This window comes from Curvibacter sp. T50 (assembly GCF_057219955.1).
On record NZ_JBXVVU010000001.1, the window covers coordinates 1,184,903 to 1,208,119 of the forward strand.

A 23,217-nucleotide genomic window follows, 5' to 3' on the forward strand; every position below is an offset into this window, starting at 1 on the left:
CTCATGACAGGCTCCGGTGGGGAGAAACCGCGGGCGCCTCCCGGGACGCCTGGCCCAGCACCGAAAGCGTCAGCAAGGTGCTGCCGACCACGGTCAGATAGACACCCAGGTCGAACAGGGCCGCCGTGGCCAGCGGCAGCTCACCCAGCAGCGGTACGTGGGGGTGACCGAAGGCGCTGGTGAGGAAAGGCCGGCCCAACACGAAGGCACCCACCCCGGTGAGCCCGGCGATGCCCAGCCCGGCGCCGATCCAGCGAACAAAGCGTCGACCTCCGCCAGCGCGCAGCAGCTGTTCGGCCCGCGCCTGCCCCAGCGACATGAACTGCAGCACCAGCGCCACTGCCGTGATCAGCCCGGCGATGAAGCCCCCGCCGGGCAGGTTGTGCCCGCGCATGAAAATGTAGAGGCTGAATACGAGCGCCAGCGGCAGCACCACCGAGGCGGCCACCCGCAGAAGCAAGGGGTGTTGGGCGAACGTCCAGGCCCTGCCCTCCGGGTCCATGCCGGGCTTGCGAGCACGCATGCCGTCCATCAGGGCGAGCACGCCGATGGCGGCGATGCCCAGCACCGTAATCTCGCCCATGGTGTCATAACCGCGGAAGTCCACCAGGATCACGTTGACCACGTTGGAGCCACCGCCTTTAGGCAGCGACTGCTCCAGAAAAAACCAGGAAATCGACTCCTGATCGCGGGTCAGCACCAGCCATGTGACAACCGACATGGCCGCGCCGCCCGCCAGTGCCAGCGCAGCATGCAGGCTCTTGCGAAGCCATGGCGTCTCCCTGGGGCTGGTCTGCGGCAAAAGGGCCAGGCCCATGAGCAACAACACCGTCGAGACGATGTCGACCGACAGCTGTGTCAGTGCCAGATCGGGTGCCGAGAATCCCAGAAAGGTCATCGAGGCCGCCACGCCGACCACCCCCACCAGCACCACCGTCACAAAGCGCTGGTGGTGCATGCGCACGATGGCCAGGCAGGTGACCAGCAGCAACACCCACATCGCCCAGGCCAATGGCGTGGCGGGCATTTGCGGTCGGGCCCCTGTACCCATGCCGCTGCCCACCAGCGGCAGTGCACCCAGCACCAGTGCGGTCAGCAACAGCCACCCGACGTAACGCTGCAGCGAGCCGGTCTCCAGCCTTGCCGTGATGCGGCCGGCCAGCCCGAACAGGTGGTCGATCAACCCCTCGTAGATCGCCCGTCCCGTGGCGGCGCCAAACCAGTCCTCCGAGCGGATGCGGTGCAGCCGCCTGCCCTTGGCCAGCCACAGGTAAAGGCCGACACCCACCGCGAGCGCGATGGCACTCATCAGCAACGGCAGGTTGAAACCATGCCAGATGGCCAGGTAATAGTCAGGCAAGGGCTGGCCCGCCAGGGCGGTGGCGGCCACGTGCACCAGCGGCCCGAAGGTGACAGCGGGCAGCAAGCCGACCACGATGCACATGACCACCAGCAGCACGGTAGGCAGCTTCATGCCCAGCGGCGGCTCATGGGGATGCTTGTTGGGCACATCGCCCAGCTCACCGTTGAAGTAGGTGTCGTGCACAAAGCGCAGCGAGTAGGCCACGCTGAACACACCGGCCAGCGTCACGAGCACCGGCACCAGCCAGGCATACGGGCCGCTTGTACCGGCCACCGCTTCGGTAAAGAACATCTCCTTGGACAGGAAGCCGTTGGTCAGGGGCACACCCGCCATCGACGCGGCGGCCAGCATGGACAGCGTCGCTGTCCAGGGCATCAGCTTGTAGAGGCCGCCGAGCTGGCGCATGTCCCGCGAATGGGTTTCGTGGTCGACGATGCCCGCGATCATGAACAGCGAAGCCTTGAAAGCGGCGTGGTTGAGCACATGGAACACCGCGGCCACGGCGGCCAGCGGAGAACCCAGCCCGATCAGGAACACGATCAGCCCCAGGTGGCTGACGGTCGAATACGCGAGCAATCCCTTGAGGTCATGTTTGAAGATGGCAATGAAGGCCGCGAACAGCAACGTCGCCAGGCCGGCTGCGCTGACAATAATCTCAAAGTGGCCGGTGCCGGCAAGCACCGGGTACATGCGCATGAGCAGGAAAACACCGGCCTTGACCATGGTGGCCGAATGGAGGTAGGCCGAGACCGGCGTCGGCGCCGCCATGGCGTCGGGCAGCCAGAAGTGGAACGGGAACTGCGCGCTCTTGGTGAAGGCGCCCAGCAAGATCAGCAGCAGCGCCGGGACAAAGCGCGGATCGGCCTGGATCGCCGCCACGTTGGCGGCCATGGCACTGAGCTCGAAAGTGCCGGCAATCTGCCCCAGCAGCACGAAACCGCCCAGCATGGCCAGCCCGCCGCCGCCGGTGATGGCCAGGGCCTGACGGGCGCCGGCGCGTGCGTCGGCACGATGGCTCCAAAAGCCGATGAGCAGGAAAGACGAGATGCTGGTCAGTTCCCAGAACACCACCAGCAGCAGCAGGTTGTCCGACAGCACCACGCCCAGCATGGCGGCCATGAACAGCATCATGAAGCTGAAAAACTTGCCCGCGGAGTCCTCGGAACTGAGGTAATAGTGTGCGTACACCACGATGAGCAGGCCGATGAACAGGATCAGTCCCGCAAACATCATCGACAACCCGTCGAGACGGAAGCTCAGCTGCAGACCGATCTCGGGCACCCAGGGCCAGGCGTTCATCAGCGTGGCGCCGCCCATGACCGCTGGCGCCTGCGACAGCAGCACCGCCAGCGAAGCGGCAGTGACCCCGCCGGCGGCCATCGCGGCCAGAAGGCGGGACTTCGAGCCGAGCCAGGCGCTCAGCAAGGTCCCGACAAGCAGCGGCAACACGACAATGAGAAGGAGCACATCAACCTTTCGTACTGCCGGGTATTCTAGGAAAGCGGGCCATATCCCCCGGAATGGGAGGGCGTCTGATCTGCCACTGGCGGTCTCACTCCTTCGAGCGCGACCCGGGGTCGATGCGCGCGGCGACCACGGCACCGAGTCCGACAACGCTACCCACAAACCAGAAGACGCCGCCGGCGCCAATCACCAGGCCAGCCGATCCGAACAGCAGGGGCATCAGTACGCTGGACCCGTTGATCGCCATGGAACGAAGACCCAGCGCCTCGCCGTGCCGGTTCCGTGGGGTGATCTGGTGCAGGGTGCTCATCACCATCGGTTGAACGGATCCCAGCGCCAATCCCAGCAGCACGGAAAGCGCACCCATGGCCCAGGCGGCCTCAACCAGTGGATAGACCCCAAAAAGCACCGCCGTACTGACCATGGCACCGGCGATGACCCACGATTCGCGCAGACGCGCAGCCATCAGGGGAAGGACCAATCGGATCAGTGTCGCGGCGATGGCAAAGGCACCGAGGATGGTCCCGATGACCGTGGCGGAATAGTCCCGATCGTGGCCCAGGACGGGAACCAGAAAAGTGTGGACATCCCAGCACGAGGAGAGCATCCAATTGACCAGCATCAAATTGCGAAAGGGCCGATTGCGCAGAAGGCCCCAGGCTGACCCCTGGGATGCGACCGTTATGTCGGGTTTGCTGCGATGCTCCGGAATCTTGCGTATCCACCACCAGGCCAGCGAAGGCAGCAACGCCAGGAGCAGATAAGCGGCGCGGAAGCCGCTGGCGTCAATGAGGAGCCCGGCCAGAAATGGCCCCAGGAAATTGGAAATCGAAGGCCCGATAGCCACCCAACTGAAAACCTGACGCAGTTCTGTCGCGTCCGCCGCGAGGTGGCCCACATGGCGCTGGAGTGCAATCATCGCCAGACAGACGCCGGCCCCCCCGCACAAAGCCGTGAAACACAAGACGCCAAAGTGCGGCCACACCACCGCCGCCATGCCGCCGCCCGTCGCCACGGCGCTGGCCAGCACAAACGGCTTGAACAATCCGTGCCTTTCCGCGTAGCGCCCGGCGGGCAAGGCCAGAAACACCTGGGCCAGGGCAAAAAGGGCCAGCAACACGCCTACGGCGGCGGCGCTGTAACCCTCGCGCAGCGCCATGAGCGGCGCAGCCATGCGAAAACCGGTCATGCCCGCATGGACACAGATCTGCGCACCGATCAGGCGCGCTACCGCAGCGCGGGTGCCGTGTTTCAAGCCCGGTCGGCGTCGGGCGCCTCCGTGGGGTCAGCCGGCAGCAAGGCCTGCGCCTTGTCCTGGGGCAGCGCCTCCACCGTCTTCAGGGCGCGGCCCATGGCGCGACTGCGGGTTTCGGCGGCGTCCAGCGTGTTGAGCACGGTCTGGGTCTGGCTCTTGACCCGGGCCAACACGTCGCCGAACTTGCCGAACTCGGTCTTGACCGCCCCCAGCACCTGCCAGACTTCGCTGCTGCGCTTTTCCAGGGCCAGCGTGCGAAACCCCATCTGCAGTGCGTTGAGCATGGCCATCAGCGTGGTCGGGCCGGTCAGCGTCACGCGGTGCTCGCGCTGCAGCGCCTCCATCAGCCCCGGGCGGCGCAACACCTCGGCGTACAGGCCTTCGGTCGGCAGAAAAAGGATGGCGAAGTCCGTCGTGTGCGGCGGCTCCAGGTATTTCTCAGCCATGGATCGGGCTTCCATGCGGATACGCTGCTCCAGGGCACGCGCCGCCAACTCGGCGCCTTCGGCATCGGCGCGTTGCTGGGCGTCGAGCAGGCGCTCATAGTCTTCATTGGGGAATTTGGCGTCGATCGGCAACCAACACGGCGCGCCGTCGTCGCCGCGGCCGGGCAGCCGGATGGCGAAATCGACCGCGTTACGGCTGCCAGGCCGGGTGGCGACCTGGGTGGCGTACTGGTCCGGCGCAAACACCTGCTCCAGCAGCGTCGCCAGCTGCGCCTCACCGAACATGCCCCGGGTCTTGACGTTGGACAGCAGGTGCTTGAGATCGCCTACACCCTGCGCCAGGTTCTGCATCTCGCCCAGGCCTTTGTGCACCTGCTCCAGGCGTTCGCTGACGAGCTTGAACGACGCCCCCAGGCGCTGCTCCAGCGTGGCATGCAGCTTCTCGTCGACGGTGCGGCGCATCTCCTCCAGCTTGGCGGTGTTGTCCGCCTGGATCGCGGCCAGCCGCTCATTGAGCGCGGACCGCAGCTGTTCGGCGCTGTGCTGCGTGCCCTGCACCAGGCCGGCGAGCTGTTGGGACACGGCATCCTGCAGCACGGTGAACTGGTTGCGGATCTGCTGACCATTGCCGGCGAGCTGGTCCGCCAGCGCGCCGGACATCGTGCCCAGCTGGCCCTGAAGGTCGGCTTTGAGCGAATCGAGGGTCTGCCGCGTAGCCGCCGTCAGCGACTCGAAGCGCTCCTGGATGCGCTGCTCGAACAGGGCCGTGCTCTCGGCCATGGCCGTGCGCGACCTGACGCTGTCGGCGGTCAGCGCGGCGGCCGTGGTGGTCAGCTCGGCGCGAAATCCCGCCAGCATCTCGGACAGTTCGCGGCGGGCCACCGCGGCATCGGCCTGGCCGCGTGCCAGGTTTTCCGCCAACGATTTTCCGTTGGCGTCGAGTCGCCCGGCGATCAGCTGTTGCAGACCGTCCAGACGCCCCGTCAGGGTCACCTCGAAACCGGCCAGGCGCTGGCTTTGGGTGCTGCCCAGGGCTCCCATGTGTTGCGCCAGCTGGGCCTCAAACGACCCGAAGGCGCTCATCAGCTCGGCGCGGCCGGCGCGCGACTCGCCGATGGCCTGGGCCAGGCGCTCGTCGACCGCCTGGCGCAGTGCGCCGAGATGGGCTGTGGACGTTCCGGTGAAATCCTGCAACCGCGCTCCCATGGCCGACAGCGCGCCATCGCTGCGGGCCACGCCCTGCAGCGTCCCCTGGGCGGCGCGCTCCAGCGCCTGCAGCCTGGCGTCCCACTCCGGCGGAAACTCGACGCGGGGACGGCGCAGCAACAGCACCAGTTGCAGAACCAACACGACCAGCACAGCCAGCCCAAGCGCCACAAGGGCGGGATCAGACCCGTTCATTTCCGACTCCTGCGCCCCGAGAAGGGTGCATGATTACTATAAGAACAATAGCTAAATATGACCTTTTCACGCTGGGTATTGCCACTTTTTCTTCAAAACTCCAGTCCGCGGGCCGCCGGGGCGGTTCCGGCCAGCCTCAGGGCGTCAGAACTTCGGAGTTCAGGGGTGTCAAGGGCTTGCCGTGGACCAGAAAACCGATCAGGTTGTCCGCCGCCAGCATGGCCATGGCCCGGCGCGTGGCCAGCGTGGCACTGGCGATATGCGGCGTCAGAACCACATTGGGCACCGTCAGCAGATCCGGATGGACGGCCGGTTCGCCCTCGAAAACGTCCAGGCCCGCCGCCGCGATGCGCCGCTCGCGCAAGGCCGCCGCCAGCGCGGCGTCATCCACAACGCCCCCGCGCGCGATGTTGACCAGCGTGGCGGTAGGCTTCATCTGCGCCAGCTCCGCAGCGCCGATGGTGTGGTGCGACTGCGCCGAATAAGGCAATACCAGCACCAGGTGATCTGCCGCGCGCAGCAGCTCGTCTTTGCTCACATACCGCGCTTTGCAGGCTGCCTCCCGATCCGGGGCCAGGCGGGACCGGTTGTGATAGAGGACATTCATGCGAAAGCCGTGGGCTGCGCGCCTTGCGATGGCTTGACCGATCCGCCCCATGCCCAGAATGCCCAAGGTGCTGCCATGGACTTCGGCCCCGGCAAACAAGTCCAGGGACCATTCTTTCCAGCGACCGGCCCGCAGGAAATGTTCGCTCTCGGTGATGCGCCGAGCCGTTGCCATCAGGAGCGCAAAGCCGAAGTCGGCGGTGGTCTCGGTCAGCACATCCGGCGCATTGGTTCCCAGCACCCCGGCCGCCGTCATGGCCACCAGGTCGAAGTTGTTGTAGCCGACAGCTAGGTTGGCCGCAATCTTCAGACCCGGACAGGCCGCAAGCAGCCCGGCATCAATGCGCTCGCCGCCGGTGGTGAGCACGCCGACCTTGCCTTGCAGGCGGTCAACCAGCTGCGCAGGGGTCCACACCACCCCGGGTGGCGTGGTTTCGATTTCAAAGAATGGCCGGAGACGATCTTCGATCTCCGGAAAAACGGCGCGGGCGATCAGGATGGCAGGGCGAACAGTCGACATCCGTCTATGGTAAGCCCCGGCCGGCCCGGGCCGCGGACGATTACAGGAAGAATATCCAGGTCATCAGGATGAACAGCGGCACCAGAATGGCAATCGACCATGCCATGTACCCGAAGAAGCTGGGCATCTTCACGCCGCGGTCTTCGGCGATCGCCTTGACCATCAGGTTGGGCGCGTTGCCAATGTAGCTGTTGGCACCCATGAACACCGCGCCGGTCGAAATCGCCACCAGGGTGGGCGCCATGGTCGTCATCAGCACCTGCGCATCACCGCCTGCCGTGTTGAAGAACACCAGGTAGGTTGGTGCATTGTCGAGGAACGAACTCAGAATGCCGGTTGCCCAGAAATACATCGCCGGATTGGGCGTGCCATCCGGATTGGTCACGGCCCGGACAACAGCGCCGAACGGACCGTCGACGCCGGCCTTGAGCATCGCAATGACCGGAATGATGGTCAGAAAGATCCCCGCAAACAGCTTGGCCACCTCCATCATGGGGCCCCAGTTGAACTGGTTGTCGGCATGCACACTGCCAGGCGTGACCTGCAACGAAACCACCGTGATCAGGATCAGGCCGACGTCTCGAATGATTCCGGGCAGGCCGACCTCCGTGCCCGCGATGGTGAAAACAATGTCCGATTTCCACAGGCCACTCATCAGGACGAGCCCCACCACGCCACCAAGCAACAGGAAATTGATCGCACCGTCGAAGCCGAACTTCTGGTCGTCGGGTGTCGGATCCTGGGGCTTGATCTCTTCCTTCTTGTGGTAGTACCACCAGTCCATCGCATAAAAAAGCGCCAGCAGGATGCCGACGAGGAACAAGGTCTCCGGGAAGATGTGCAACAGAGTCCAGCTGAAATCCACCCCTTTCAGAAAACCCAGAAACAAGGGCGGATCACCCAGGGGAGTCAGGGAACCGCCAGCGTTGGACACGATGAAGATGAAAAACACCACCACATGCACCACGTGTTTGCGGTTGTCGTTGGCCCGAATCAGGGGACGGATGAGCAGCATGGACGCACCCGTCGTGCCCATGAAACTCGCCAGGATAGCGCCAATGGCCAAAATGGCGGTGTTGAGCGCCGGACTCCCATGCAGATTGCCCCGGATGAAAATGCCGCCGGCTACGGTAAACAGCGCCGTCAGCAAAATGATGAACGGGATGTACTCGGCCAGCAGCGCATGGACGACGCCGGCACCGGCAGCAGCTGGCCCGAACACCATCGCAAAAGGCAACAGAAACGCGAGCGCCCACGCCGCGGCGACCTTGCCGAAATGGTGATGCCAGAAAATAGGCGCCAGAAGGGGCATCAGCGCAATGGAAAGCAAAATCCCTGCAAAAGGAACCCCCCACAGGACGGAAAGCGCCCGTCCGTCCAGGTCAGCTGCCAGTCCCACGGTTGGCACAAGAAGCGCCAGCACAAGGGCGGCCGATCGCAAAAGTCGCTGACGTGGGGTGATGAGGGCCATCATGCCATCCGTTTTCATGTTGTTCGGTGAAAGTCGCGCTTGCCGGCGAACCGGTCACGCACTGTGGGGCGAATCAATTTCAAAAACCTGACGCAGGTAGGCCAGATACTTCTCGTCATCGCACATTCCTTTTCCGGGCGAATCGGAAAGTTTGGCCACCGGCTGTCCGTTGCACCGGGTCATCTTGATCACGATCTGCAAGGGCTCATAACCAAGGTCATTGGTCAGATTGGTACCGATACCGAAGGCCAGCTGGCAACGGCCCCGAAACCGGTTGAACAGTTCAATGGTCTTCGGAATGGTGAGGCCGTCGCTGAAGATCAGGGTCTTGGTGTGGGGGTCAACCCGGTTTTTCCGGTAGTGCTCGATCAGCCGTTCCCCCCATGCGAACGGATCACCACTGTCGTGGCGGGCGCCATCGAACAGCTTGCAGAAATACATGTCGAAGTCGCGCAGGAAGGCGTTGAAGCCGTACACGTCCGACAACGCAATTCCCAGGTCGCCCCGGTATTCCTTCGCCCATGACTCAAAGGCGAAAACCTGACTGTCGCGCAATCGGGGACCCAGTGCCTGGCACGCCTGCAAGTACTCATGCGCCATCGTCCCCAGCGGCGTCAGCCCCAGCTTCATTGCCAGCAGCACGTTGCTGGTTCCGGCGAAACGTCCGGCCGAGCCGGTCCCCAGACGTGCCGCCAGTACCCGCAGCACCTCTTCTTGCCAGGCTTTGGAGAAACGCCGGCGGGTGCCGTAATCGGCAATTTTCAGTTCGCCCAGGCCTGCGTCTCCCAAACGGGTGATTTTCTCGTCCAGGCGTTTGCGCCCCTCGACGAAATCGGGAACCTGATGAACATTGCGGAAATACACCTCGTTGACGATGGCCAGCACCGGAATCTCGAACAGGATGGTGTGCAGCCAAGGCCCCTGAATGGTGATGTCGATCTCGCCCGAAGGCAAGGGCGAAACGGAAATGCACTTTTCATTCAGGCGAAAAAGCCCCAGGAAATCGACAAAGTCGCTTTTGATGAACCGCAGCGAACGCAGGTAGGTCAGTTCCGCTTCCTGGAAATGCAGGCTGCACAAGGACCGGATCTCGTCGCGGATTTCCCGAACATAGGGTGCCAGCGCAACCCCCGGGTTGCGGCAACGGAAGCGGTACTCCACCTGAGCACCCGGGAACTGATGCAGGACAACCTGCATCATGGTGAACTTGTAGAGGTCTGTGTCCAGCAAGCTGGTGATGATCATGAACGCGGTCCCGGACAACTGCCGGCGGCAGGCGGCAGACCCGATTGAGTGTACGTGAGCGGGCGACGCAATCGACCGGACCGCGCCCCGGAAAAACCCCTGCCTGGCGGAGGCGCTGCGAGTGCGACGGGCCTGGCGCCGCCAGCAGATTTCGGAATATCGCCGCAGCCCCTTTTCCCGGCGACGGGTTCAGGCACCGACCCGGCCACTGACCAGGGTGACGACCCGATCAGCCCGATCGGCCAGGATTCGGTTCTGCTCGGCGACCAGCATGGGCATTCCCTGGGCCTTGAGGTGCAGCAGCGCATCACGTATGGCGACGACCAGCAAAGGGGCAATACCCTCACAGGGCTCATCGAGCAGGAGCAAGCGCGGCGAGGTCATCAGCGTTCGCGCAATGGCCACCATCTGCTGCTCGCCGCCACTGGTGTGGCTGGCAGGTCGGCCCATGAAGCCCGCCAAGGGCGGGAAAAGCTCCAGCACTTCGCGTTCCCGCCGCGCCACATCGCCCCGTGCGGCAAGGTGCAGGTTCTCGCGAACCGTCAGCGCACCGAACAAGCGCCGGTCTTCGGCCACGTAACCGAGTCCCGCCTGGGCACGACGGTACGACGGCCAGTGCGTGATGTCGGCGCCGTCCCACGTGATGGTGCCCGACGCCCGATCCGCGAGCCCGATGATCGATTTCAGCAGGGTGGACTTTCCCGCTCCGTTGAGGCCCTGGAGCACCACCATCTCACCGGCTTCCACGCGCAAGGACACATCAAAAAGCGCCCGCGCCGGACCGTACCAGGCGCTAACGGACTGCAGATCAAGCACCGCCACCGCTCCCGAAGCCAAAATCATGGCCGAGATACCGGCCCCGCACCCGATCGTCCTGCGCCACCGCATCAGGGGGTCCGCTGGCCGCCAGTTGGCCGTCAATCAACACCAGGACCCGATCGGCAACGCCGAACACGGCATCCATATTGTGTTCGGTGTACAACACGGTCACCCCCTCTGTCACCAGGCTTCGCACCAACGCCATCAGTTCCTTGCGTTCGGCCGCCGCCAGACCCGCGGCCGGCTCATCCAGCAGCAAGAGGCGCGGTCCGGTTGCCGACAAACCCGCCAGCGCAATTCCCAGTTCCAGACGTTTGCGCGCGCCGTAGGGCAAATCCGCAGCGGCCTCATCGGCGAGCGGCGTCAGCCCCAGCCGCTCCAGGATGCGGTCGGCCGCCCCGACCTCAACACCCGCCAGGGCCCGCCAGGCAGACAAGGCCGGCGCGGCCAGCGCCAGTTGCACGTTCTGCCGAACGCTCAGTGCCTCGAACGTCTGCGCAACCTGAAAGGTACGCGACACGCCATGCCGAAGCCGCGCTGCGGGCGCCAGATGGTCCAGCCGAATGCCATGCCAATGGACCTCTCCCGCCGTCAGCGGGTGTTGTCCGGCGATACAGGCGAACAAGGTACTTTTGCCGGCTCCGTTGGGCCCGATCAGCGCCGTGCACTCGCCCTCGGACACGGAGAAACTCACGTCATCCACCGCATGGACGCCGCCAAACCGCTTGACCAGGTGGGTGACCTGCAGCCCCACGCGTTCTGCCGTCACACCCCACCTCCGCCGTGAGCTTTTCGGCGCAATCCACCCGAAACCAGTCCCAAAAGACCCGACGGGGCGAGAACCATGATTACCATGACCAGGACGCCGAGCGCGCCACGCCAATAATCGAAGCCCCGGCCCAGCTCGGCAGCAAGGCCCGTCAGCAGCGCGCTGCCGACGGCCACGCCCCACAGCTGGTGCACGCCACCGAGCAAAACAACCAGCAGCGCATCGACCGAAGTCGCCACGCTGGCCACCGAGGGGAAAACCGACCCCTTATGCGCCGCAAACAGCCCCCCGGCCAAACCGGCCAGTACCGCGCTTTCCACGAAGATCCGATAGCGCATCCAACCGAGCGAAAACCCCGAGGCAGCGGTCCGCTGGGGCGCATCCCGGCCCGCCTGCAAGGCCCCGCCGAAGACCGAACGGGAGAGTCGTCCCAGAACAAGGACGCTCAGCAGCGCCAGTGCCAGCAACAACAGATCAAACACCATTCGGGTATCCGCCGTGACCAGGCGCAGCCCGATCAGGCCGTTGTCACCGCCCGTGAGCCCGATCCATTGCGTCGCGGTGGCCCAGATGACCTGCGCCAGGGCCAGAGACATCATGGCCAGATACACCCCGGCGCTGCGGACCGCCGCCGCACCGAACACAAGGGCAACCGCCATCGCCGCCGCACAACCGACCGCCAACGCGGCTGGAAGGGAGAAATCCCACATCCGGTGTGACAGGGCGGTGCCATAGGCCCCCAAGGCGAAAAACGCTGCGTGCCCGAAACTGACAAGCCCGCCCAGCGCCATCATGGCCTGCAGACTGATGCCGAACATCATCAGGATCAACGCATCGGCGGCAAGCAAGCGCCAGTACTCACCCCCACCCCAGGCCAACAGAACCGGACCACAAAACGCTATCATATAAATAGCGTTAGATGACGTTTTTACGCTGGGTACGATGAATTTTTGCGCTATTTCTCGCGGTCCATCGGCTAGGGGCTTCCCCAGCAGCCCCTGCGGCCGGATCGCAAGCACCACCGCCATGGTCAGAAAGACCAGTACCAGGGTCGCCTGCGGGAAATAACCCACACCGAAAGAATGCACCAGCCCGATCAACAGGGCCGCCAGAAAAGCGCCGGTAATACTGCCCAGCCCCCCGGTGACCACCACCACAAAGGTCTCGACCACAACACTCACGTCCATCTGCAGGTGGGCAGGCTCGCGGGGCAATTGCAGCGCCCCGCCCAATCCCGCGAGACCACAGCCGATGACCACAGCGGCCAGCATGAGAGGCTTGGGATTGACCCCCAGGGCCGCCAGCATGGCGCGATCCTGCGTGGCCGCGCGCAGGCGACGACCGAAGACCGTCCGGTTCAGCATGGCGTGCAAGCCCAGCCAGACCAGCGGCCCAAGAACCAGCGTAAACAGTTGCCAGGTCGGGAAAAACTGGTCGGGCGCGATTTCAACCGCGCCTTTGAGCCCCGGAAAGCGCGGCGCGAAGACTTCCTCCGGGCCGAAAAACCAGCGCATCAGGTCATGCAGTGCCAGGGTCAGCCCGAAGGTTGCCACCAACTGATACAACTCGGGCACCCCATACATCCGCCGCAACAGCACCCACTCGACCAGGGCACCGACCAATGCAGCTGCCACAGCCCCCAGGACCATGGCCCCCGCATACAACAAGGCACTCTCGGACCAGGTGGGGAACCACTCGGTGACCCAGTGGGCGCTCAGCAACGCCCCCAGCATGAAAAAGCTGCCATGCGCGAAGTTCACGATCCGTGTCACCCCGAAAATCAGGGTCAGACCGGCCGCCATGAGAAACAGGGTGGTCGCGTGGCTGAGGCCGTTGAGCAGCGGAAGGAGGAAAGCTTCGGTCATGACAGAAGTCCGCCCGGGTCAGGACAGTCCGGCACCGCAAGGGCAACCGGGCGGAGAACGCAACATCGTTGACGCGAAGGCCCGCTCACCCGACCCAATGGGTGAAATCAACCGGATCGACCCGGGTGGTCTGGTAATGATTCACCGGCTCCGATTCGTCCGCATAGCCGAGCGACATCCCGCAGACCAGCATTTCATTCTCGGCGGCGCCGATCAGGGGCAGCACGATGGAGTGAAAGCCGTTCCAGGCAGCCTGGGGACAGGTATGCAAACCGCGGGCCCGCGCCGCCACCATGATGCTCTGGAGGAACATGCCGTAATCGAGCAGGCTGCCCCGGCCCATGATCCGGTCGATGGTGAACATCAGACCGACCGGCGCGTCAAAAAACCGGAAATTGCGCTGATGCTGCTGATGCATGCGATCGCGGTCCCCTTTGCCGATGCCCAGCACCCCATACAGGCCAAAGCCACATTCGCGGCGGCGGTCGATGTAGGGGCTGACCCATTTTTCCGGATAGTAGTCATAGGGTTCGGGGTGTCCGGCCGCCAGCGCCGGGTTCGCCGCAATGGCATCGTGGGCGGCGCAGACCTGGCTGACCAGTTCGTCCTTTTTGCTCCCTTGCAGCACGTACACCTTCCACGGCTGGGTGTTGGTTCCGCTCGGCGCTCGCGAGGCAACCCGAAGAATGTCCTGCAGAACGGTCTTCGGGACGGGCCGGGGCAGAAACGCACGGGCCGAAAAGCGGCTTTCAATGGCGGCATCCACGCTGGCCGGATCGTGGATGACGGTGCTTACCTGCACAACGGTCGAGGGGTGTTTCATGTCAGTCCTTTCAATACGGAAAGCAGATCCGGTGGCAGCGCCGCAGGGCGACGCGTAGAGCGATCCACATACACATGGACGAAATGCCCCCGTGCGGCGCACAGCGGCTTGTCCCTGGCAAACAGCCCCACTTCATAACGAACACTGCTGCTGCCGATCCTGGCCACCCGGATACCGGCTTCGATGGACTGGGGAAAGGCCAGCGGCTCGAAGTAATTGCACTGGGTTTCGATGACCAGGCCAATCGTCTCGCCACGTTCAATGTCCAGAACCCCGCGCTCGATCAGATACGCGTTGACCGCCGTATCGAACCAGCTGTAATAGACCACGTTGTTCACATGCCCGTAGGCATCGTTGTCCATCCAGCGGGTCGTGATTTCACGGAAAACGCGATAGTCGGCACGAGAAGCCGGCGTGGGTCGGTGGAAAGTTGGCAATTCGCTCATGCCCGCGGATTCTGCCAGCCCGGCTCGGCAGGGGCTGACGCAGGACCGACAGGCACCGGGGCAATCACGCGCCGCCATCGCCGCCAGTACTCCAGCGCGACACGAAAGGTCGTCTCCTGGATCTGCAGGGTGCTCTCCAGGCGCTTTCCGTATCCCCCCGCCATCACAAACGCCAGTGGCAGCCGGCGCTGCCAGGCCCAATCGAAAACCCGCCGGTCCCGCGCCTCCAGCCCTTCGAAGCTGAGGGAAAGCCGGCCCAGGCGATCGTCTTCGTGCGGATCGGCACCGGCCAGATAGATCAGCAAGTCCGGATCGAAGCGATGGCTCAGTTCATCGAGGGCGCCATCGAGCGCCTGCAGGTATTCCGCGTCGCCGCAGCCGTCGGGAAGTTCACAGTCCAGGTCGCTGCGCGCCTTCCGAAACGGGTAGTTTCGCGCGCCGTGCAGCGACAGGGTGAACACGCACGGGTCGTCGGCGAATATCCGCGCGGTGCCGTCGCCCTGGTGGACGTCCAGATCAATGATGGCAACCTGAAGTACTTGCCGGCTCTGGCGGGCGTGTTCGGCTTGCGCCAGCCGCGCCGCAACAGCGACGTCGTTGAACACACAAAATCCGGCCCCGCCAGCCACACCCGCATGGTGGGTGCCTCCCGCGAGGTTGGCGGCCAACCCCTCCGTTCGGGCCACCCGCACCGCTGAAATGCTGGCGCCGACGGACAGCCGGGCACGCAGCGCCATGGCCGGTGACCAGGGAAAGCCAATTTCACGAACCACGGCGGGCGGCACCGTGCCGTTGCGGATCGCTTCGACATAGTCTGGCGCATGCACCAGTGCCAGTTCTCCGGCAGTCGCCTCCGGTGCTGGCCGCAGTTGCAACTCGGGGAGTGAACCGAGCAGACGATCACGCAGGAGCCCGTACTTGGCCATCGGAAAGCGGTGGCCCGGTGGGAGCGGCAGGACAAACTGATCGGCGTAAAAGGCGCGCACGGACGGTGAACAGCAATCGACCGCGCATTGTGACGCGGGTACGAAACGGAGCCGATTTAGGGTTTTCCGCCTAGATGTTGCACCGCAACAAAAAAGCACTTGCAATTGCCGGGCAAGTCCATAAAATACGAACCATGCTGCACTGCAACATATCGTCATTCTGACGGGTTCAGCGTGGCAGAAGATCCACCATCACCTTTTGGAGAGCCCTATGCTGACCCCTGAACAACTCGTCGCCGCCCAGAAAGCCAACCTCGAAACCCTGTTTGGCCTGACCAACAAAGCCTTCGAAGGCGTCGAAAAACTCGTCGAACTGAACATCACCGCCACCAAAGCGGCCCTGAACGAATCGGCGACCCACACCCAGGCCGTGCTGAGCGTCAAGGATGCGCAAGAACTTCTGGCTTTGCAAGCCAGCCTGTTCCAGCCCCTGGCTGAGAAGACCGCAGCTTACAGCCGCCACCTGTACGACATCGCTCAGGGCACCGGTGCCGAATTCACCAAGGCGTTCGAGGGCAAGGCCGCTGAAGCCCAGCAGCAGTTCGCCGCTCTGGTTGACAACGCCGCCAAAAACGCCCCCGCCGGCTCCGAAACCGCAGTTGCGGTGGTCAAGAGCGCTGTCGCCGCTGCCAACAACGCATTCGAATCGGTGCAAAAGGCTGTCAAGCAAGCGTCCGATGTCGCCGAAGCCAACTTCAACGCCGTGACGACCACCGCCGTCAATGCGTCCAAGACGGCCACGAAAAAGCGCTGATCGGTCCCCGCGAGGACCCGCAGTGGAGGGGAACCTCTACACCCCGGGCCCGCGAAACCTCATACTGCCGGTCAACGAGATGTCGCTTTGAAGCGTTTTCTCAACCAGTTGTCTCCTCGGGTCCTTTCGTAACCTTCAGGGTTCAGGGATCCCTTGAAGGCCCAGTCGCAAGACTGGGCCTCTTTTTTTTGTCCGCCCGTCAGTCCACCGCGCCAATTCCCGGGCGGATTGCTGCCCTGGCGGCTCGACTCTTCAACCGGCGGACCACGGAAATACCTGACCGGATTACTGGATTTTATTAGGAATGATTCGCGTTTGCTTTATCATCACGCCATTCGCTTCAACCCTCTCTCTGCCTTCACATGACCACACTCCCCACCGTCCGCCCCCTGATGTTCGGCCTGCTCGCCGCTTTGCTCGCCAGCGGCACCGCATTGGCGCAGGAAAAGGTACTCAACATCTATTCGGCCCGGCACTACCAGACCGATGACACGATGTACGACACATTCACACGAACCACCGGCATCAAGATCAACCGGGTCGACAGCGACGATGCCGGACTGCTCAACCGCCTCAAGACAGAAGGCGCCGCTTCGCCGGCCGACATCGTCTTGCTGGTGGATGCGGCGCGTCTGGCCCGCGCCGAAAGTGACGGTCTGTTCAAACCTGTCACGTCCAAAGTGCTGGAAGAGCGCATTCCTGCGCAGTACCGGGGCCCGGCATCCGCTGATGGCACCGCCTGGTTCGGCTTTTCCACCCGTGCCCGGGTCGTGGTCTATGACAAGCTCAAAGTCAGGAAGGACGATGTCGACACGTACGAAGAACTCGGAGACCCGAAGAACAAAGGAAAACTGTGCACCCGCTCCGGCTCACACCCCTACAACATCAGTCTGTTCGCCACCATGGTCGAGCATGTCGGTGAGGCCAAGGCGGAAAGCTGGCTCAGGGGCATGGTGGACAACATGGCGCGCCCGCCCAAAGGCGGCGATACCGACCAGATCCGCGCCGTAGCCTCGGGCGAATGCGCCATTGCCGTCACCAACACCTACTACCTCGCCCGTCTGATGAAGTCGACCAAACCCGAGGACCGTGCCGTGACCGAGAAAATTGGGGTGGTTTTCCCCAACCAGAGCAGTTGGGGCACCCACATGAACATCGCCGGTGGAGCCGTGGCGCGTCATTCGAAAAACCCGCAGGCCGCCATCCAGTTCCTGGAGTTCCTCTCCAGCGACTTCGCCCAGAACCATTTCGCCAACGGCAACAACGAATGGCCCACTGCCAAGGGCGTCGCAATCGACAACCCGGCGCTCAAGGCCATGAGTGGCGGCCAGTTCAAAGCCGAGACCATCCCGCTGAGCGTGGTATCGAGGAACCTGACACGGACCCAGCAGATGCTGGACCGCGTGGGCTACAAGTAACCGGGGTTTGCGCTGCCGGCGACCGGCGCAATCGGGATGACGGAATCCAGCCAGAGGCATTGGGGCGCCGTGAAACCCCTGCCTGCGCAAAGCCCGTCATCGGCGCCGAGGTGACCGCCAACGCGATTCCTCGGCCACCAGCCCTGACTCTCGTCGGTATCTGCCGGGGAGTGCGAGAGGAGCGAATGCTTGCCCAACTGCCGCGGGGTGACGACCGGAACAAATGCGATCAATTCGCATTTGAAAACCTCGGATCAGGCATAATTGACGTTTACGTCAACGTCAACTCTTTCAGGAGACTCCCCATGCAGATTCAAGGCAAGGTTTTTATCGTCACCGGCGGCGCTTCCGGCCTGGGTGAAGGCACGGCGCGCATGCTGGCGGCCCACGGCGGCACTGTGGTGATTGCCGACATGCAGGTTGAAAAAGGCGAAGCCGTCGCGAAAGAGATCGGTGGCGCTTTCGTCAAGTGCGATGTCAGCAGCGAGGCCGACGGCCAGGCCGTGGTGGCCAAGGCCGTTTCGATGGGCAAGCTGATGGGCCTGGTCAACTGCGCCGGCATCGCCCCGGCGGAAAAGACGGTGGGCAAGAACGGCGCGCACAGCCTGGCCCTCTACACCAAGACCATCATGGTCAACCTGGTGGGCAGCTTCAACATGATCCGCCTGGCCGCGGACGCCATGTGCAAGAACGAACCCGAGGCCACCGGCGAGCGCGGCGTGATGATTTCCACCGCCAGCGTGGCCGCCTACGACGGCCAGATCGGCCAGGCGGCCTACGCCGCCAGCAAAGGCGGCGTGGTCGGGATGACGCTGCCGGTCGCGCGTGACCTGGCGCGCAACGGCATCCGCAACATGACCATTGCCCCCGGCATCTTCGGCACGCCCATGCTGTTCGGCATGCCCAAGGAGGTGCAGGACGCGCTGGCCGCCAACGTGCCCTTCCCCAGCCGCCTGGGCACGCCGGAAGACTATGCCAAGCTGGCCAAACACATCTTCGAGAACGACATGCTCAACGGCGAGGTGATCCGCCTGGACGGGGCCATCCGCCTGGCACCGCGATAACGCCCGAACAGCCCGGCGCATCGGTCCTGATTTCGTAGCAAAGAGTGACCTTTTCACGCTGGGTATTGGCCGTTTTTTCTTGTAATCGGTGATTTCGATCGCCCGGCGCCTGGTGCGGCGTAAGATGGTGCATCCACAACCAGGAGACACCATGTTGACGCACCATCGCCCCCCTCTGACCCGCCTGCACTGGCTTGCCGCGCTGATGCCGCTTGTTCTGGCGGGCTGTGCCAGCGCTCCACAAGCGACGTTCCAGTACACCGTCCCCGCGCAGCCCGAGGGCTCCAGCGGTTACCAGGAAAAGCCGGGCTGGACAACCCGGAAATTCGCCGTGGCGGCCGCCAATCCGCTGGCCACTGACGCCGGCTACCAGGTCCTCAAGGCCGGCGGCTCCGCAATTGACGCCGCCGTGGCGGTGCAACTGGTGCTAGGTCTGGTCGAACCGCAGTCCAGCGGCATTGGCGGCGGTGCCTTTTTGCTGCACCACGACGGCAAACGCATCGAGGCGTTCGACGGCCGGGAAACCGCACCGGCGGCGGCGGACGAAAAACTGTTTCTGGGCGCTGACGGCAAGCCCCTGCCCTTCATCGAGGCGGTGGTCGGTGGACGCTCGGTGGGGGTGCCGGGCACGATACGGATGCTGGAGGTCGCGCACCGGCAACATGGCCGGCTGCCCTGGGCCGACTTGTTCAAACCCGCGATTGCCCTCGCGGAAGGCGGCTTCAAGGTCAGCGCGCGCCTGAATACCCTGCTGGGCAACGAGAAGAACCTGAGCAAAGACGCCACCGCTGCCGCGTATTTCTACGATGCGGCCGGCAAGCCCTGGCCCGTTGGCCATGTCCTGAAAAATGCGCAGTATGCCGCCGTCTTGCGCGCCATCGCCGCGCAAGGATCCAAAGCCTTGCATGAAGGGCCGATTGCCCAGGCCATTGTCGACAAGGTCCGCAGCCACCCCACCAATCCCGGCCGGCTGAGTCTGGCTGACCTGGCGGGCTACCAGCCGAAAAAACGGGAAGCGCTGTGCCACGACTATCGGGCCCGCGATCGCGACTACCGCATCTGCGGCTTCCCGCCGCCCAGTTCGGGCGCGCTGGCGGTGGGCCAGATTCTGGGCATCCTGAACCAGACCAATGCTGCCAGCCTGCCGCTGCAAAACGGGCTGCCCTCGGCCGACTGGCTGCACCTGTACACCGAAGCGTCGCGGCTTGCGTTCGCAGACCGCGCCCAATACGTCGCCGACCCCGACTTTGTTGCTCCGCCCGCCGGCAACTGGATGAGCCTGCTGGATCCGGCCTATCTGGCCGAACGGGCCCGCCTGATCGGCCAGGGTCCTGCCGCCCCGTCCATGAAAACCGCACGGCCCGGCACCCCCGGCGGAACGAGGACCAGCCACGCGCCCATGCCAGACCAGCCGGAATACGGCACCAGCCACATCAGTATCGTGGACGGATTCGGCCATGGTCTGGCCATGACCACAACCATCGAGGACGCCTTTGGCGCCCGCCAGATGGTTCAGGGCTTCCTGCTCAACAACGAACTGACCGACTTCAGCTTCACGCCGGCCGATGCCAGCGGCGCACCCATTGCCAACCGCGTCCAGCCGGGCAAGCGCCCGCGCTCGTCCATGTCGCCCACCCTGGTGTTTGACAAAGCCACCGGTCAGCTGGTCATGAGCGGCGGCAGCCCCGGTGGCGCGCTCATCATCCACTACACGGCCAAGACGCTGTACGGCACTCTCAACTGGGGCATGACCCCCCAACAAGCCATCAACCTGCCCAATTTTGGTTCCCTGAACGGACCGAGCCTGATGGAAGAAAAGCGCTTCCCCGCCGCAACCGTTGACGCTTTGCGCGCCCGCGGTGCCGAAGTGCGCGAGATGAACATGACCAGCGGCTTGCAGGCCATCCAGCGCCTGCCGGGCGGCGGATGGTCTGGCGGCGCCGACCCTCGACGTGAGGGTATCGTCATGGGTGACTGAGCGACACGACACGCTGCCATGCCCCAGGCGCCACCCGCCCCGGGGCACAGGCGGCGTCGAAGACCTTTCCGGGGTGCCGCCATTTCGCATTCCGGGATCTGGTTGCAGAATAATGGCCGAAATTCAGCCTCGCGAAAGCCGGGGCTGGAAAGATACCGGCCCACACCGGCGCCCGGGTCCCGGCGCCCGGCACGACCCACACCGACAACAGGAGATATGCCATGAGTACCTCGCAGCAGTCCACCATCATCTACACCCTGACGGATGAAGCGCCGCTTCTGGCGACCGGCTCGTTCCTGCCCATCATCCAGGCGTTTGCAGCCCCGGCGGGCGTCAAGATCGATACAGCCGATATCTCCGTGGCCGCACGGGTGTTGGCACAGTTTCCCGAATTGCTGCGCGAAGACCAGCGCGTGCCCGACACCCTGGGCGAACTGGGCAAGCTCACGCTGCGTCCGGACGCCAACATCATCAAGCTGCCCAACATCAGCGCCTCCGTCGCGCAGCTGAAGGCCTGCATCAAGGAACTGCAAAGTCAGGGGTTTGCGCTGCCCGACTATCCCGAAGACCCGAAAACGGATGAAGAAAAGGCCATTCGGGCCAAGTACGGCAAGTGCATCGGCAGTTCCGTCAACCCGGTGCTGCGCGAGGGCAACTCCGACCGCCGCGCACCCAAGGCCGTGAAGGAATACGCGCGCAAGAATCCGCACAGCATGGGCGAGTGGGCCCAGGCCTCGCGCACCCATGTGTCACACATGCATCACGGCGACTTCTATCACGGCGAGAAGTCCATGACGCTGGACCGCGCCCGCAACGTCAAGATGGAGCTGATTACTGCCAGCGGCCAGACCATCGTGCTCAAGCCCAAGGTCGCTTTGCAGGACCGCGAAGTCATCGACAGCATGTTCATGAGCAAGAAGGCGCTGTGCGCCTTCTATGAACAGGAAATCGAAGACGCGCGCAAGTACGGCGTGATGTTCTCGCTGCACGTCAAGGCCACGATGATGAAGGTGTCGCACCCCATCGTGTTCGGTCATTGCGTCAAGATCTTCTACAAGGAAGCCTTCGAGAAACACGGCAACCTGTTCAAGGAGCTGGGCATCAACGTCAACAACGGCATGGTTGACCTGTACACCAAGATCGCCACACTGCCCCAGAGCCTGCAAGACGAAATCAAGCGCGACCTGCATGCCTGCCACGAACACCGCCCCGAACTGGCGATGGTCGATTCCGCCAAGGGCATCACCAACTTCCACTCGCCCAACGACATCATCGTCGACGCCTCCATGCCCGCGATGATCCGCAACGGCGGCAAGATGTGGGACGCCAACGGCCGCCTCAAGGAAGTCAAGGCGGTCATGCCCGAATCGACCTTCGCCCGCATCTACCAGGAGATGATCAACTTCTGCAAATGGCACGGCAACTTCGACCCGAAGACGATGGGCACCGTGCCCAACGTCGGGTTGATGGCCCAGCAGGCCGAGGAATACGGCTCGCACGACAAGACCTTCGAAATTCCCGAAAACGGTGTGGCCAACATCACCGATCTGGACACCGGCGAAGTGCTGCTGAGCCAGAACGTCGAAGAGGGTGACATCTGGCGCATGTGCCAGGTCAAGGACGCAGCCATCCGCGACTGGGTCAAACTCGCGGTCAATCGGGCCCGCAACTCCGGCATGCCCGTGGTCTTCTGGCTCGATCCGTACCGTCCGCACGAGGCGCAGCTGATCACCAAGGTCAAGATGTACCTGCACGAGCACAACACCACCGGGCTGGACATCCAGATCATGAGCCAGGTGCGCGCCATGCGCTACACGCTCGAACGCGTGGTGCGCGGTCTGGACACCATCAGCGCCACCGGCAACATCCTGCGCGACTACCTGACCGACCTGTTCCCCATCATGGAGCTGGGCACCAGCGCCAAGATGCTGTCCATCGTGCCGCTGATGGCTGGCGGTGGTATGTACGAGACCGGCGCCGGCGGCTCCGCGCCCAAGCATGTGCAGCAACTGGTCGAAGAGAACCACCTGCGCTGGGACTCGCTGGGCGAATTCCTGGCGCTGGCGGTGTCGCTGGAAGACCTGGGCATCAAGACCGGCAATGCGCGCGCCAAGCTGCTGGCCAGAACACTGGACGCCGCCACCGGCAAGCTGCTCGACAACAACAAAGGCCCCAGCGCCCGGACCGGCCAGCTGGACAATCGCGGCAGCCAGTTCTACCTGGCGATGTACTGGGCCCAGGCACTGGCCGCGCAGACGGAAGACGCGACCCTGGCGGCAACCTTCGCCCCGTTGGCCAAAACGCTGGCCGAGCAGGAAGCCGTCATCCTGGCCGAACTGGCCAGTGTCCAGGGCAAGCCCGCCGATATCGGCGGTTACTACCGGCCGGACTTCGCCAAACTCGCTGCCGTCATGCGCCCCAGCGCCACCTTCAACGCGGCGATTGCAGCCCTGACGGCCGCCTGAAGCCCCCTGTTGCCCGCCCCGCCGCAGCGCAGGGCAGGCGACCCGGTGAAAAGTGCTCT

17 protein-coding genes are annotated in these 23,217 nt (G+C 63.9%); 5 read left to right on the forward strand and 12 right to left on the reverse strand.

Going from position 1 to position 23,217, the window contains the following annotated elements; all coding sequences use genetic code 11:
* Position 1: 1 nt before the first annotated feature.
* The 12 genes from AC2EBU_RS05645 to AC2EBU_RS05700 all read right to left on the reverse strand — a co-directional run bounded on the left by AC2EBU_RS05645 (position 2) and on the right by AC2EBU_RS05700 (position 15,479).
* Complete coding sequence (locus AC2EBU_RS05645; RefSeq protein WP_484609382.1) at positions 2-2,830, reverse strand: monovalent cation/H+ antiporter subunit A; 2,829 nt, start codon at positions 2,828-2,830, stop codon at positions 2-4.
* A gap of 85 nt (positions 2,831-2,915) precedes the next feature.
* Positions 2,916-4,082, reverse strand: coding sequence for an MFS transporter (locus AC2EBU_RS05650; RefSeq protein ID WP_484609383.1), 1,167 nt, complete (start codon positions 4,080-4,082; stop codon positions 2,916-2,918).
* Positions 4,079-5,929, reverse strand: coding sequence for a DNA recombination protein RmuC (locus AC2EBU_RS05655; protein WP_484609384.1), 1,851 nt, complete (start codon positions 5,927-5,929; stop codon positions 4,079-4,081). Before AC2EBU_RS05655 ends, AC2EBU_RS05650 begins: the two co-directional genes overlap by 4 nt.
* 136 nt (positions 5,930-6,065) lie before the next feature.
* The gene (locus tag AC2EBU_RS05660) at positions 6,066-7,055 is read right to left on the reverse strand and encodes a 2-hydroxyacid dehydrogenase (protein WP_484609385.1); all 990 of its coding nucleotides are present in this window, start codon (positions 7,053-7,055) and stop codon (positions 6,066-6,068) included.
* Positions 7,056-7,095: 40 nt separating this feature from the next.
* Entirely contained in the window at positions 7,096-8,529 is a 1,434-nt protein-coding gene (locus AC2EBU_RS05665; RefSeq protein ID WP_484609386.1) for a sodium:proton antiporter, read from the reverse strand.
* 51 nt (positions 8,530-8,580) lie between these two features.
* On the reverse strand, positions 8,581-9,771 hold the full coding sequence (pncB, locus tag AC2EBU_RS05670) for a nicotinate phosphoribosyltransferase (RefSeq protein WP_484609387.1): 1,191 nt from the start codon (positions 9,769-9,771) through the stop codon (positions 8,581-8,583).
* A gap of 189 nt (positions 9,772-9,960) precedes the next feature.
* Positions 9,961-10,614, reverse strand: coding sequence for an ABC transporter ATP-binding protein (locus AC2EBU_RS05675; protein WP_484609388.1), 654 nt, complete (start codon positions 10,612-10,614; stop codon positions 9,961-9,963).
* Positions 10,580-11,359 carry an ABC transporter ATP-binding protein gene (locus AC2EBU_RS05680; protein WP_484609389.1) on the reverse strand — a complete coding sequence of 260 codons (780 nt, stop codon included), beginning with the start codon at positions 11,357-11,359 and terminating at the stop codon, positions 10,580-10,582. The genes AC2EBU_RS05675 and AC2EBU_RS05680 overlap by 35 nt, the downstream gene beginning before the upstream one ends.
* A complete protein-coding gene (locus tag AC2EBU_RS05685; protein WP_484609390.1) occupies positions 11,356-13,224 on the reverse strand; it encodes an ABC transporter permease in 1,869 nt (622 codons plus the stop codon). Before AC2EBU_RS05685 ends, AC2EBU_RS05680 begins: the two co-directional genes overlap by 4 nt.
* 85 nt (positions 13,225-13,309) lie before the next feature.
* Entirely contained in the window at positions 13,310-14,047 is a 738-nt protein-coding gene (locus AC2EBU_RS05690) for a nitroreductase (RefSeq protein WP_484609391.1), read from the reverse strand.
* Positions 14,044-14,493, reverse strand: a complete 450-nt coding sequence (locus AC2EBU_RS05695) for an acyl-CoA thioesterase (protein ID WP_484609392.1) — start codon at positions 14,491-14,493, stop codon at positions 14,044-14,046. The genes AC2EBU_RS05690 and AC2EBU_RS05695 overlap by 4 nt, the downstream gene beginning before the upstream one ends.
* Positions 14,490-15,479, reverse strand: a complete 990-nt coding sequence (locus AC2EBU_RS05700; RefSeq protein ID WP_484609393.1) for a histone deacetylase family protein — start codon at positions 15,477-15,479, stop codon at positions 14,490-14,492. Before AC2EBU_RS05700 ends, AC2EBU_RS05695 begins: the two co-directional genes overlap by 4 nt.
* Before the next feature lie 211 nt (positions 15,480-15,690).
* Here AC2EBU_RS05700 and AC2EBU_RS05705 point away from each other — a divergent pair, with 211 nt between their 5' ends.
* From AC2EBU_RS05705 to AC2EBU_RS05725, 5 genes are all read left to right on the forward strand, one after another.
* Entirely contained in the window at positions 15,691-16,233 is a 543-nt protein-coding gene (locus AC2EBU_RS05705; protein ID WP_484609394.1) for a phasin family protein, read from the forward strand.
* 392 nt (positions 16,234-16,625) lie between these two features.
* On the forward strand, positions 16,626-17,651 hold the full coding sequence (locus tag AC2EBU_RS05710) for an extracellular solute-binding protein (protein ID WP_484610127.1): 1,026 nt from the start codon (positions 16,626-16,628) through the stop codon (positions 17,649-17,651).
* Between the two features lie 305 nt (positions 17,652-17,956).
* On the forward strand, positions 17,957-18,715 hold the full coding sequence (locus tag AC2EBU_RS05715; RefSeq protein WP_484609395.1) for a 3-hydroxyacyl-CoA dehydrogenase: 759 nt from the start codon (positions 17,957-17,959) through the stop codon (positions 18,713-18,715).
* 151 nt (positions 18,716-18,866) lie between these two features.
* Positions 18,867-20,693 (forward strand): gamma-glutamyltransferase family protein, encoded by a 1,827-nt coding sequence (locus tag AC2EBU_RS05720; protein ID WP_484609396.1) that lies wholly within the window; start codon positions 18,867-18,869, stop codon positions 20,691-20,693.
* Positions 20,694-20,914: 221 nt separating this feature from the next.
* Entirely contained in the window at positions 20,915-23,158 is a 2,244-nt protein-coding gene (locus tag AC2EBU_RS05725; protein WP_484609397.1) for an NADP-dependent isocitrate dehydrogenase, read from the forward strand.
* Positions 23,159-23,217 lie beyond the last annotated feature (59 nt).